Genomic DNA, 13,860 nt, shown 5'->3' on the forward strand with positions numbered 1-13,860 from the left:
AATAATTAAATTTGTTTATTAATTTAACATAATAGATAAATTACCATTATATGTCTGATATTTCAAAATTAAATAAACTCTCTAAGTCCCAGGCCCATAGGAGTTGATATTGTAAACTGCTTCGTAATTGTTGAAATTGTTTAATTTCTTCTGAGGTAGCCTCTCCTGTCTTTACCTTGGTCCTTAAATCAAAAAACCCTTGGGGGAAAATTTGGGGTTTAACCCAGAGAGTGATCTTTTTCCTTAGATGGTAATCTTTAATTTTATAATAGTAATTATCGGCATTTAGATACCGTGGGTCTTGAGAACCCTGACTAACAGTAGCAGCCAATTTTTCAAAGGCCTCCCTCGTCCCATGAGTGGTTTGTTCTGTGAATACTTCCAGATCCTCCTTGTTAGGAATATAGTCTCCTGCTTGATTTAAAGCCAGTTGGAAAGCCTTATAAGCGAAGAGAGCACAAAGGCATATCTTCTCGTTATCTTCAATACTATTTTCAATGGTATTGATTTCTTTTAGCTGGCCGTTTTCATAAATGACGATATCTGGAGTTATTGTTTCTGCTATTCTGGTTTCAATAATTTTTGATACATATTTTGAAGGAAGCAGTGGATCTTCAATGTAAAAAATCTTAATTCCATGAATATGTTCTTTGATTTCATCGGCATAACCAGGCACAAGTTGATTGGTAAGAAAACCTGGGGCAAGAAAGAAGGGAATACCAACGAAAGTCTCGTTATTTTCACAATAATTCTCAATACAATAATTTTTTATCTCTTTTAAGGAATCTAAAAATTCGTATGATAGGCTTTTAAAGGGAAGATTGTATTTAGTCAGAAGATAGTCACCCACTTTCTGAGAAAGACTGGTAAACATTGATTGCCAAGCATCAATAAATTCTTCATCACCGTGACCTATCAAAACCAAATTTGTATCTGAAATGGATAGGTCACCTCTTTGCAAAAACTCTTCTAACGCCCACACACGGTCAGCCAAGACTTTCACAGCAAAGGGATGATCATCTATCGCCCTGGTCAATTCAATGGGTAAAACTGTACTCACTGGTTCAAGTGGCTCCTCAGAAGGATTATCCGGCCTTAGGCCCAAGATGTATTTAATTTCTTCTATATGTCCGCTCTGGGAAGAGATAAATAAAGGCATAGCAATAATCTTTTCTATATTTTGCTCTTCCAGGGACGATACTGCTTCAGAAATATTGGGATGGGTAAATTCCAGAAAACCGATTTCCACAGGGAAAGGTGTTTCCATATCCTCAACAGCCCATTCCACATACCGATTCCAATCTTTGTTTGGAGAGCCATGAGCAATGACTAAAATACCTATATTAGGTGAAGTTTGAGCAGAAACCTGAGTAAAAAAGCCTAAAAAGATAAATAACCATAAAAAAACTAGCATTTTAGCTATCTTTTTCATTTTGACCCTCCTTGGTTAATTGGGCTGACCATGACCTTTTCTGCTATTCCACGACCGATAGAAACAGCAAGCTGATTATCTACAGTGAGATAAAAAATACATCCCGCATGTTTTGCCAGGCCGGATGTAGCCTTGCGAGAGATCAATTCAATCTCCTTACCTATTCCTATTCCCGCCTCTTTTAAACGCTCCTCCAAATGGATACCACCTATGAGGCCGGCGATCTTGCCCCTATCTCCTAGTGCAAGATAACTAAGCTGTAAGCTCTGCCCATCCTTTTCCACCAAAATTTTTGAGGCCTCTCCAGTGCAAAGCTCAAGTTCTTTGTCATCCACCTTGATATTAAAGCTCTCTTCTGCTACATGTCCGGTAACTTTTATCTTTGTGCCTTCTTTAAGTCCCAATTTTTCTAAAATGTCCCTCGCCTCCTTACCAGCCGCTATCCTCTTAAGTATCCCATTTTCTCCTGCCTCCATTTCCAGAAGGTGTTTCTCTACTCCGTTCACATCCATAATCACTTTGTCCGCTATACCCTGCGCCAGAACAAGCTTTTTTCCTTCTAGCTCAAGACCCAATGGTCCTCGGTGTTCATGGGTAAGGCTACCCTGAAAACTAACCTTTACCCCTTCTCTTATGCCTAATTCGTTAAGGTATTCCTTTAATTCCTTTCCTCCTTCAATACTTATCACCTCAAAATTTCTCACTTCTCCTTTAACATAGTCTGTCAGCCTTCCTACCTCTGCCATTTTTAAACCTCCTTTTTATTATTTTTAAGGCAGACGCCTCACCCGTCCCCCACATTTAGGACATTGCTTCTCCCGACACGGTAGCCCAGGTGGTAAAGACAAAACATAACCACAATTGAGGCAGACACATCTTTTCTGCCTACCTTGATAACCACTTAAGTAAGCATTAACACTAATGCGTCCGGGAACAGATAGTGATTGAAGGTTGTCTCTCTGAAACGCATCAAGTGCCCCTTTTACATTTTCCTGGTGTGTTTTAAAGATTTTAATGCTCGCTGTATGGAGAGCAAAAAGGGCATTAATATCTATATGCCTGACAATAACCACCTTTACTTCTTGGGCAGCTAACCATTGGCATACCTGGATGCCCACATCCCTGCTTTGTTCCAGGTAAGGATTTGATAAAAATCTCCCCTTTTTCCCATCGGTGAGGTAGTAATAATTTGATTCCCCAAAACGCTCATTGATCTTTTTGGTAGAGTTTTTCTCCTTTACCGGAATTGCTATCCACATTGTTTTTTACCCCTTTATTGTTTATTAAAGCAATTAATAAAATTATATATTTTAACATTTGAACCAAATAAAATATCCCATTTATTGAGATATGGTTTATAAATACTTTGTGGATTCGTGGCATCAATACAAAGATAGCTTTTTTGCGCAAATATTTTTCTGGGAAAAATAAAAAAGTAAAATTTTTCTTGAATATATAAAACCACTATTAATATGTGTGCCTTTTTAACACTTGGCGCACTTACACGCACTACATAATAGGTATGTCTATTTAATCTAGTCACTTTTGTTGAAATTTTAAATTTTATTAATTTATTATTTTTAATCTGCAGCAGACGCAATTTTACCTTACCATGTAATACAGGCTCTAATCCCATTTTTTGAAGTCTCTCAATAACCAAAGCATAAGCTTGATTTTTTAAATCTTTGCTTTCCTTCCACTTTTGGCACAACAAAAAAAGTTGTTTTTTAGAATATAATTCCCGTTTCCTATAGGACAAAAAACCTTTACCATATATTACATCACAAATTTGCCTGACCCTTTCTCTAGTAAGCCCGAATTTCCCCGCAATGGCGCTCCCTGAAAGAAAAGGGTCATGTCTTAAATCTTTAATCGCCATTAAAAGTTCCTCACCGTGTCTTTTTTGAAGCCCATGAACAAATTTTTCTAGAGTCATTATTACATTACCTCCTACTAAGTTATATAATTTATATTTGTTAAATTAAATAACATACTAGAAATAAGTTGTCAAGAGGAAAATTTTTTCAAAAATCTGCGATTGATTTTTGGAAAAAATTCCAACCTGCCCGACGGCAAGCAGGCGGGCCTGCCCGACGGCCGTGTCTGCCGACAGGCAGGCAGGCCCATTTTTTGTTCTAACGTCTCTCCTGGCAGACCTACCTGCCAACAGGCGGGCGAGCACTCCTTGACAGCCCCAGCCTTAAAAAATGATTTTTTATAATGTTATAGCTTAAAATTAAAAACAATTATCATACTGTGGGTAAGGTCAGTTACTATATTTGACCGTTTTGTTTTAAAGTTATTACTGTTTTGAGTAGCCTACCTTATCTTTTTAGAAAGCTTCTAAAAATTCTGGGGAAAGTCCTGGAAATAATCAACATTGACTATTAGAAATTTATGGCCTATAAAATAGAAAATGGGAATCATAATTCCTGATTATAATATTGGGGAAAAGCTAGGTGAAAGTCCCCAGTCTGTAGTATATAAGGCGTTTCACAAAAAAAATCCCAGGCAGCCATTAGTCCTTAAGATTCTAAAGGGAGTTTTGCTGTCTGAAGAACAAAAAAGATATTTTCGGCAGAGAATTGAACATCTTAAGGTTTTACATGATACCCGTGTTATCATTCCTTTATCTTTTAAGATAATAGGGGGTGTCCCGTTTTTCACTCAGAATTATTTTGATGGAATAACACTGGAACAGTGGGCCAAAAGACAAACCAAAATTGCCTTAGATAAATTTTTGGTTATAGCTTGCCAAATAGCCGAAGTCCTCCATAATGTTCATGAAGCAGGCATTATTCATGGTGGGGTCAAACCTCATAATATTCTAATTCAACCTAAGAATCTTGATATTCGCTTAATTGATTTTATAACCCCTTTAGATGTGAAAGATGTGAGTCATTTTATTTATGACCCTTATTTCATTGAAGGGACATTGGCTTATACCTCTCCTGAACAAACAGGACGTATCAACCACAGAGTTGATTTTTCTACTGACCTTTATTCCTTAGGAATCACCTTTTATAAATTGCTAACAGGAAAACTTCCTTTTTTTTCCACTGATCCTCTGGAATTAATTCATTCCCACTTAGCAGAGAAGGCAACACCTGTATGTGAATTAAATCCCGAAATTCCTTCTATTTTAAGTAAGATAGTGGCCAAGTTAATGTTAAAGCAACCTGAAAAACGTTACCAGAGTGCTTCAGGACTGTTGGCTGACCTCAAACAATGTCAGGATAATTATTTAACTACCGGTATAATTAGTGAATTTCCTTTAGGAGTTTATGACCGCAGCCATCGCATTACTTTTGTCTCTAAAATGGTGGGACGTGATAAGGAGACTGAAATTATCCTTGAGGAATATAATAAAGTGACTGATGGGGCTTTTTGCTGTTTATTAATTTCTGGGCTGCCTGGTATCGGAAAGACTCGTTTAATTCAAGAGCTTCAGAAATCCATTGTGGAGCATAGAGGTTATTTTACCTCTGGGAAATTTGATGTTTATCAAAAGAATATTCCATATAGCTCCCTTATCCAGGCCTTTAGGAATTTAATGAGAACTTTTTTGACTGAAAGTGATGAAAGGGTAGCTTTTTGGAGACAAAAGATTATGAAAGCAGTTGGAAATGATGGGCGGGTGGTCACTGATGTGATTCCAGAACTAGAAACCCTGATTGGCCCTCAACCGCAGGTTAAGCCACTACCACCTGTAGAGTCCAAAAATCGCTTCCAAGATGTCTTTGGCCGTTTTTTGGCCTGTCTGGCTGGCAAGGAACATCCCCTGGTGCTTTTTATTGACGACCTTCAATGGTGCGATGTGGCCTCCTTTGATTTTTTGGCTAACATCTTTGCTAACTACCAAGAACACCCCTATCTGTTACTTTTAGGAGCCTATCGTCATAATGAAGTAGATTCAAGCCATCCACTGACAAAGCTAATACGGAACATCAGGAAAAACGCTCAACCTTTAAAAGAAATTAGGTTGGAATCTCTTAAACCACAGCATTGTCATGAGATGATTTCTTATATCTTGGATTCTCCGCTTTCAGAAACCCAGGCCTTAGCAGATTTTATAACCGAATTTAGCGAGGGAAATCCTTTGTTTGTGAGCGAAATGTTATCTTATCTGTATAATGAAAATTTACTCTTTTTAAATGGAAACAGACAATGGCAATGGGACATAGATAAAATCAGGCAGTCTGATATGCCACCCACCATTGTAGCCCTTTTTTACTCAAAGATCAAAAAACTGCCTCCTGAAACCATTGAGTTGCTAGAACTTTGTGCTTGCATGGGAAACCGCTTCACGCCAGACGAGGTTGCATTAGTGAAAGAACTCCCGTTGTTTGATACATTTGAAAGGCTAAAGCCTGCCTTAAGTCAGCAACTTCTAATAGAAAATAGGGATGAATTGCGATTTGTTCACGATCGGGTACAGGAGGCAGTGCTCTCCACCATAAGAGCTGAAAGGAAAAGAAAAATCCATTGGGAGATTGGAAACCACCTGCTTTCTGTTATTCCCAAAGGAGCAGACTTAGAAAAACTGGATAACCTCTTTACCATTGCTTCTCATCTTAATTTAGGAAGGGAAGAGGAATTAGATAAAAAAAGGCTTTATCAATTGTCGGATATTAACTATCATGCAGGTAACAAGGCCTTAAATGCTTTAGCTACAGAAGCAGCTAATGAATATTTTAGACAAAGCCTTGAATTATTACCAGAGGATTGCTGGGAAATGCAATATCAGAGAACATTTAAGATTTTTCAAAAATTGGCCAAGACCGAGTTGATGTGTGGAAGATATGAGAACTCAGAAAAACTGCTGAATCAATTACTTGAACATGCTAAAACTGATTTGGACAAGGCAGAGGCCCTGGCAGAGCAAACCACTTCGCTTTCATCTATAGGCAATTTTATAAAGGCTATTGAAACCGCCAACCGCGGATTGGCCTATTTCGGAAAATCTATTCCAGAAGAACCTGAACTTGCAGAGGAGAAACGAGAGCAGTTAATGAATGAAATCAATTCCCAATATGGTGATAGAATTTGGGACATTCTTCTGAATATGCCATTTACCAAGAAAAGGAGGAGTAAAATTGAATTGGCCTTTTACAGTGAACTTATCCCTGACTTATACATGTCAGGTCTGGTGCCCCAACTATATCTTTCGGCAGTGCAGTCCACCAAACACTGTTTAGAAGGGGGCATGGATGAATCGGTAATTTACTCCTTTTCTATCATGGGGCTCTATCTGGGGGAACAAGGAAAATTTGAACAGGCTTTTAAGTATGAAGACCTAGCCCTTAATTTGTGTGAAAGATACCCCAATACCTTTGGGGCTACACGAGGGATGAATGGAGTTGCTTGGGTCACTATGCATACCAGGCATCATCCTCAAGAGATTGTTAACCATTGTTTAAAAGGAATTCAGTGGGGGAAAAACTGTGGTGATTTATATAATGCTGGACTCCTGTACGGGCCATTGATGTGGAGTCTTCAGGTGCAAGGGGCTGACCTATTGGCCATTGAAGAATATGCCCAAGAGTGCCTCCAGTTTTCTCAAAAATACCATTTAACCTTTTCTGTTGCCCTGGCTGAGGCCATGCAATCTGCTTGGATTGCACCTATGAAGAGAGATTACACACCCATTCCTATGGAGGAGAAGATAAAAAAATGGGAGAGGGAAAATCATATTTCTGCCGCAGGAAGCTACATTATCCATATGGCCTTAACTCATTATTATTTTGGAGAATATGAAAAAGCGGAACATTATTTACAAATACTCAAGCGCTATCTGAGAGGACTTACTGACCATCTATTAAAGCGACAGTGGTATGTATTTCAAGTGCTCAATGCCCTTAGGCTTTATGAAAGGAAAATCATTTATCAAAGCAAACACCAAGTGCTGTCTTATATTCAACCCCTAATCAAAAAGATTGAATCCTGGACTCAATATGGTCCCATGCTTAGGCCTTATCTGTCCTTTATCTATGCAGAATTGGAAAGGGCTATTGGTGATTTAAAAAAGGCCAGGAACCTTTACTTTGATGCTATAGCCATGGCCCATGAGCAGCGATATACCTTTCTAGAAGCTCACCTTAATGAAAACCAGGGAGAACTTCTCAGGGAACTAGGTGTAGGAACAGCCGAACTTTACTTTAAAGAGGCAGCTAGGCTATATAAAAAATGCCATGCCGAACGAAAAGAGTTTTTTCTTATAGAAAAATATCCACAGTATTTTGAAGAAAAAGTTTCTGTAACAGCTGGACCCCAACCCATTGCTCCTACCCTCCCCTGTTTAGATGCCGATTACCTAATGAAGTCTTCAACTGCTATTTCAGCAGAGATAGACCTGGATCTCCTCTTGGGAAAGATTATGAATGTGGCTTTAGAGGCTTCTGGAGCCCAGCATGGTTACCTTTTGATCGAAGAAGATAACACACTCCTGGTTGTGGCTGAGAGTCACATCAGCAGAAAAGATAAAACCCGAAATACTAAATATCACTTTGAACAGGCTACAGATATTTGTAAGGCTATTGTCCGTTATGTGTATAGAACCAGAGAAAGAATAGTTCTCAACAATGCTTCTCAAGAGGGAGAGTTTAAGGAAAATCCTGAAGTACAGGACATGGGGCTTCAATCTGTCCTTTGTCTTCCATTGATTAAACAGTCTAAGTTAATAGGGATTTTATATTTAGAAAACCGCTTGGCTGATTCAGTTTTTACTGCAGAAAGAACAAAGATGACCCAATTGTTAGCCTCTCAGGCTGCCATTTCTTTAGAAAATGCGCAATTAGTAAATAAAATGAAACAGGCGGAACACCAAATTAAGACCTCACTTAAAGAGAAAGAGTTACTTCTAAAAGAAATTCACCATCGTGTAAAAAATAATTTACAGATTATTTCCAGTCTGCTCAATCTTCAACTGGAACATATCAAAGACCAACAGGCAATTGAGGCATTTAAAGAGAGCCAAAACCGGGTAAAATCCATGGCCCTCATCCATGAAAAATTGTATCAATCCAAAGATTTATCAAAAATAGAGCTTGCTGAATACATCCAGACCTTAACCACTACCTTGTTCCGCTCTTATAAGACCTCTCCAGGCACTATTGCCTTGAAGATAAATGCCCAAGATGTTTTACTGGACATAAATATTGCTATTCCCTGTGGTTTAATTATAAACGAACTTGTTTCAAATGCCCTAAAATATGCCTTCCCTTCAGGTAAGGAAGGCGAAATCTGTATTAACTTATATCCACAAGATGACAAGATTATCTTGGTTGTTAATGATAATGGAATAGGTTTACCTAAAGATTTAGATTTCCAGAATCCAAAAACACTGGGTTTGCAGTTAGTAATGACTTTAGTAAAACAACTTAGGGCTACTATTGACTTGGATAGAACTAGAGGAACAGAGTTTAAGGTGACCATTCCTTATCAGAAATAATAAAATTTGATGGAGTAAAATCATGGCTAAGGCACAAATACTGGTGGTTGAAGATGAAGGTATCATTGCCCAAGATATACAGAATACATTAAAAAAATTGGGATATGCGGTGCCTGCCATTGCCTATTCTGGAAAGGAAGGTATTGAAAAGGCACAAGAAATACAGCCTGATTTGGTGCTGATGGATATCGTGTTGGGAGGAGGAATAGATGGTATTGAGGCGGCTGAGCAAATTCGTAGACGCTTCCATATCCCAGTGGTATATCTTACGGCCTATGCAGATGAGAAAACATTGGAGCGGGCGAAGATAACAGAGCCTTTTGGTTATATACTCAAGCCCTTTGAAGAAAAAGAATTATACATTACTATTGAAATGGCTCTTTACAAACATGAGATGGAACGGAGGTTAAAAGAAAGTCAACAATGGTTAACCACTACCCTCAAAAGTATAGGCGATGCTGTAATTGCCACAGATATAAATGGATGTGTGATATTTATGAATCCTATAGCTGAGTCCCTAACAGGCTGGAAACAGAAAGAGGCTAGCGGGAAACATCTAAAGAAGGTCTTTAATATCATAAATGAAAAAACAGGTAAGCAAGTTGATGATCCGGTTACTAGGGTGCTAAGAGAGGGTATTGTTGTGGGACTGGCGAATCATACCATATTGATAAGCAAAGACGGAACAAGACGATCTATTGATGATAGTGGTGCTCCTATTAAAGATGAGAATGGAAAAATCATAGGTGTGGTTTTAGTCTTCCGTGATGTTAGTGAAAAACGGAGGATTGAACAAGAGCTAATGAAGGCAGACAAATTGAATTCTCTGGGTATCCTTGCCGGGGGTGTTGCTCATGACTTTAACAACATTTTAACCGCAATCTTGGGTAATATTATTCTGGCAAAGGAGTTTACAAGACCAGGAGAGAAAATATATGAAAGATTGATTGAGGCAGAAAAGGCGTCCTTACGAGCCAAAGGTTTAGCTCAACAATTACTTACTTTTTCTAGTGGTGGGGCACCGATTAAGAAAACCATGTTTATTTCAGAATTACTAAAGGAATCGGCGCTTTTTGCCCTTAGTGGGAGCAATGTGCAGTGTGAATTTTCTATATCCAATAACCTCTGGGCAGTTGAAATAGATGAGGGGCAAATCAATCAGGCGATCAACAATTTAATTATTAATGCCATTCAGTCTATGCCAGAAGGCGGAAGAATTAAGCTAACCGCAGAAAATGTCACTGTAAGTGAAGGAGGAAAAAAGGGAAGATATGTAAAAATATCTATTGTAGATCAAGGAATTGGTATACCAAAAGAGCACCTTCCCAAAATATTTGAGCCTTATTTTACTACCAAACAAAAAGGGAGCGGTTTGGGACTGGCTATTGTTTATTCCATTATTAAAAAACATGGCGGGTATATTGAGGTAGAAACTGAACTTGGAGTGGGAACAACTTTTAAGGTCTATCTTCCTGCTTCTTTAAAAAATGTATTTGTGAGAAAGGGACTTAAAGAAAAAATTCAGACCGGGAAGGGGAAAATTTTAGTAATGGATGATGAAGAATTAGTTAGAAAGGTAGTAGGTGAAATGCTTGTATTTTTAGGCTATGAGGTGGAATTTGCTGAAGAAGGAATTGAAGCTATTGAACTATATAAAAAAGCCAAAGCACAAGGGCAACCATTTGATGTAATCATAATGGACTTGACTATTCCTATAGGAATGGGAGGCAAGGAAACCATAAACAAGTTATTGGAAATAGACCCTACTGTTAAGGCCATTGTTTCAAGTGGCTATTCTACTGATCCAGTTATGACAGAATTCACAAAATATGGATTTAAGGGATTTATAATTAAACCCTTTAAAATTAAAGAATTAGGTGAGGTGTTATACAGAGTGATAATGGAGAAATGATGTTGTTTGTCAATTATGTGATTTAATAGTATTCTATAAACATGGGACTGAAAGAACAGTTAAAAGAAAAAATGGCCTTGGATAAACTCTATGCCTCTGCATTAGAAAAAATAAGGAGACATGAAGGGAAAATCATGGCTGCGAAAGAGGCTGTTTTAAATTTTTTAAAGAAAAATCACTATGAACTGGTAGAAACAAGGGAACTCAAAATCTATACTCATGATGAGGACATTGTGGTATTGGATAATGAGCTTCCTATTTATCGCCATACTACGATAGAAGATGTGGCTATGCGCCGGAACCCCACTATTAAAGAGATGGTAAGCTTTACCAATATAAAAAAGATTCTAGTAAATAGTGATATTGCTTTTAAAAAACGTCTTGAGGCTGTTGATTATCTTTATAAAAAAGCTCTATCTCAATTAGACCTGAAAGGAACACCCTTTGAAATAAAGCAAATTTTTAAAGAAACCATATTGGCCTATGAAAAAAATGACCTGGAAAAAATAGAAGAAGGTTTGGAACTAATATTTGAGATATTGAATTATAAAGAGGTAGGGCCTGAATTGAAACATCCCCCAGAACTTATTTATGGCATTCCAGAAAATGACCAATATCGTGATTTGGTAATTATTTCTCCTGACTATACAGAGATAAAACTCATTAGAGGCAGTTTCTCAACCACAGGAAAGGATACTTTAGCTCATCTCAACCGTATAGTAAGTGGAAAAGAAAGGGCTGATATAGAAGGAATAGATGTGTTTATCTACTGGGAAGAACAGGCATTAAAGTCACCTCTATTGAAAGAATAAGCTTCCTGATGAATTCAAAAATATTGAAGTTCGCCATCCTTTCTCTAGCTACTGGATTGGGCATCGGTTATCTACCAGGGGCACCTGGAACTTATGGCACTTTGTTGGCCATGCTTATTTGTTTTCTACTCCCCCATTCCTATGGATACTATTTGGTATTTCTTATCTTTGCCACATTTATAGGTATTCTAGTTGCTGAAATCGCCCAGAGATACTTCCCAAAAAATGACCCCTCACAGATAGTGATTGATGAAATGCTTGGTTATTGGCTGGCGATTTGGGCTTTGCCTTTAAGGTGGCCTTATATTATAGGGGCTTTTCTTTTATTTCGTTTTTTTGATATAATGAAACCATACCCCATTCGTTCCTTGGAAAAAATGAAAGGGGGAATGGGTATTGTTTTAGATGACATGATGGCAGGTTTTTATAGTTGGTGTATATTACAATTAATTAACCTTTGGGTTAAATGATGGCTATAGGAGAAATTATTGCTATTGGTGATGAATTACTGGTTGGAGAAGTAATGGACACTAATAGTTTTGAGCTTGCTGGAGAGTTATATAAAGCAGGTTTTGTAGTCAATCGGATTACAGTAGTAGGAGACGAACACCAAAGTATCCAAGACGTTCTTCTTTCTAGCTTAAATAAGGTGGACTTTATTGTGTTGACTGGAGGATTGGGGCCCACCTGGGATGATAAAACAGTGAAGGCAGTAGCAGAGGCTCTGAACTTGCCTTTAAAGCGAAATGAAGAAGCCTATCAGCATTTAAAGACATGCTTGGCCAAACGAGGAAAGAAATTTTTACCAGCTCATGAAAAAATGGCTTTATTACCAAAAGGTAGCCAACCCATCGGCTTAGCCTTTCATGCCTGTGGTTTTAAGTTGCTTTATCAAGGGAAACATTTATATTTTCTCCCAGGTGTACCTAAACAAATGTCAAAAATTTTAAAAAACCAGGTGTTACCTGATTTAAAAACTGCCTTCCCTTCACCTTCTTTAATTTATAAAAAAACCTTGCGTATCTTTGGTCTTTCTGAGAGCGAGGTAGAAGAAAAAGTAGCTGAGCTATGGACTGATTTTCCTGAAATAAAACCCAGCTCACTTCCTTGTTTCCCAGAAGTTCATCTGGTCTTACGCTCACCCCAAAAGAAAATCCTTAACCAAGTAGTAGATAAAATAAAAGATATCTTAGGCCATGATATTTTTGGCGAAGACACAGAAACCATGCCCCAGGTAGTAGGAAAATTGCTCCTTAAAAAAGGTTATAAATTGGCCACTGCTGAGTCATTAACTGGTGGTCTTATTGGCCACCTTATTACCAGTGTAGCTGGGAGTTCTGATTACTTTGATCGGGGGGTAATTACTTACAGTAATCAAGCCAAGATGGAAATCTTGGGGGTTCCAGCAGAAATTATAGATACTTATGGTCCAGTGAGTAAACAAACTGCTAAATACATGGCAGCAGGTGTTCGTCATTTAGCTAAAAGTAATGTGGGGTTAGCAGTAACTGGTTACGCTGGCCCTACAGGTGGCCCAGAAGCTCCAGTAGGAACGGTGTTTATTGCCTTGGCCAAATCAGAAGATGGTATAGAAGTGAGTGAGTATTTCTTCAGTGGCTCAAGAGAAGAAATAAAAATGCTTACTGCCATGACTGCCTTAGACAAATTGAGGAGATATCTGATTTCATGATTCGGAGTTTTATTGCTATTCCTTTACCGCAGTCTGTGAAACAGAGTTTAGAAGAAATTCAAAAGGAATTAAGACTCATCTTTCCTAAAGTGAACTGGGTAAAGGCTTCTAACATCCACCTTACTATTAAGTTTTTGGGGAATATAGAAGAAACACAAATTTCTGCTCTAAAACAGGTAATGGCTGTGGCAGCAGAAAAAATAAACCCTTTCAGCTTACAGGGATATGGCCTTGGAGCTTTTCCCTCTTTAAACAGGGCACGGGTAATCTGGATAGGACTTCAGGGAGACCTTGCACCGTTAAAAGCATTACATAATGCTTTGGAAAAGGGATTAACTCAATTAGGTTTTCCTGAAGAAAATCGCAATTTTGCTCCCCACCTTACTTTGGGAAGAATTAAAAAAAGAATAAATACCCAATTATTATCAAAAATCGTTGAAAAATATGGAAATTTCACTACGCCTTCCTTTATAGTAAAAGAAATTGTATTATTTAAAAGTGAGTTACATCCTAAAGGAGCAAAATATACAGCCTTAGAAAAAATTATTTTTAAAAAGGAGTAAG

10 protein-coding genes are annotated in these 13,860 nt (G+C 37.9%); 6 read left to right on the forward strand and 4 right to left on the reverse strand.

The features are described from left to right. Window positions 1-46: 46 nt before the first annotated feature. From HS1_RS07375 to HS1_RS07390, 4 genes are read right to left on the reverse strand one after another with little or no spacing between them, the layout of a single operon-like run. Window positions 47-1,432: a sirohydrochlorin chelatase gene (locus tag HS1_RS07375; protein ID WP_066063066.1), complete on the reverse strand. Its 1,386-nt coding sequence runs from the start codon at window positions 1,430-1,432 to the stop codon at window positions 47-49. Further along, a complete protein-coding gene (locus HS1_RS07380; RefSeq protein ID WP_066063068.1) occupies window positions 1,429-2,178 on the reverse strand; it encodes a FeoA domain-containing protein in 750 nt (249 codons plus the stop codon). The genes HS1_RS07375 and HS1_RS07380 overlap by 4 nt, the downstream gene beginning before the upstream one ends. Before the next feature lie 24 nt (window positions 2,179-2,202). Further along, window positions 2,203-2,691, reverse strand: coding sequence for a NifB/NifX family molybdenum-iron cluster-binding protein (locus tag HS1_RS07385; protein WP_066063072.1), 489 nt, complete (start codon window positions 2,689-2,691; stop codon window positions 2,203-2,205). A 14-nt stretch (window positions 2,692-2,705) separates the two neighbouring features. Continuing rightward, on the reverse strand, window positions 2,706-3,311 hold the full coding sequence (locus HS1_RS07390; RefSeq protein ID WP_156469416.1) for a hypothetical protein: 606 nt from the start codon (window positions 3,309-3,311) through the stop codon (window positions 2,706-2,708). A gap of 537 nt (window positions 3,312-3,848) precedes the next feature. On the opposite strand from HS1_RS07390, the gene HS1_RS07400 reads away from it, so the two are divergent. From HS1_RS07400 to thpR, 6 genes are read left to right on the forward strand one after another with little or no spacing between them, the layout of a single operon-like run. Continuing rightward, window positions 3,849-8,882 (forward strand): AAA family ATPase, encoded by a 5,034-nt coding sequence (locus HS1_RS07400; protein ID WP_066063080.1) that lies wholly within the window; start codon window positions 3,849-3,851, stop codon window positions 8,880-8,882. Window positions 8,883-8,904: 22 nt separating this feature from the next. Further along, window positions 8,905-10,794, forward strand: a complete 1,890-nt coding sequence (locus HS1_RS07405) for an ATP-binding response regulator (protein WP_066063082.1) — start codon at window positions 8,905-8,907, stop codon at window positions 10,792-10,794. A gap of 41 nt (window positions 10,795-10,835) precedes the next feature. Continuing rightward, window positions 10,836-11,606 (forward strand): hypothetical protein, encoded by a 771-nt coding sequence (locus HS1_RS07410; RefSeq protein WP_066063085.1) that lies wholly within the window; start codon window positions 10,836-10,838, stop codon window positions 11,604-11,606. A gap of 23 nt (window positions 11,607-11,629) precedes the next feature. Continuing rightward, entirely contained in the window at window positions 11,630-12,076 is a 447-nt protein-coding gene (locus HS1_RS07415) for a phosphatidylglycerophosphatase A family protein (protein WP_172793661.1), read from the forward strand. Beyond that, window positions 12,073-13,296, forward strand: a complete 1,224-nt coding sequence (locus HS1_RS07420) for a CinA family nicotinamide mononucleotide deamidase-related protein (RefSeq protein ID WP_082757706.1) — start codon at window positions 12,073-12,075, stop codon at window positions 13,294-13,296. Before HS1_RS07415 ends, HS1_RS07420 begins: the two co-directional genes overlap by 4 nt. Beyond that, window positions 13,293-13,859, forward strand: coding sequence for an RNA 2',3'-cyclic phosphodiesterase (gene thpR, locus HS1_RS07425; protein ID WP_066063091.1), 567 nt, complete (start codon window positions 13,293-13,295; stop codon window positions 13,857-13,859). The genes HS1_RS07420 and thpR overlap by 4 nt, the downstream gene beginning before the upstream one ends. The last annotated feature ends 1 nt before the right edge of the window (window position 13,860 follow it).

Source organism: Candidatus Desulfofervidus auxilii, assembly GCF_001577525.1.
GTDB classification, from domain to species: Bacteria; Desulfobacterota; Desulfofervidia; order Desulfofervidales; family Desulfofervidaceae; genus Desulfofervidus; species Desulfofervidus auxilii.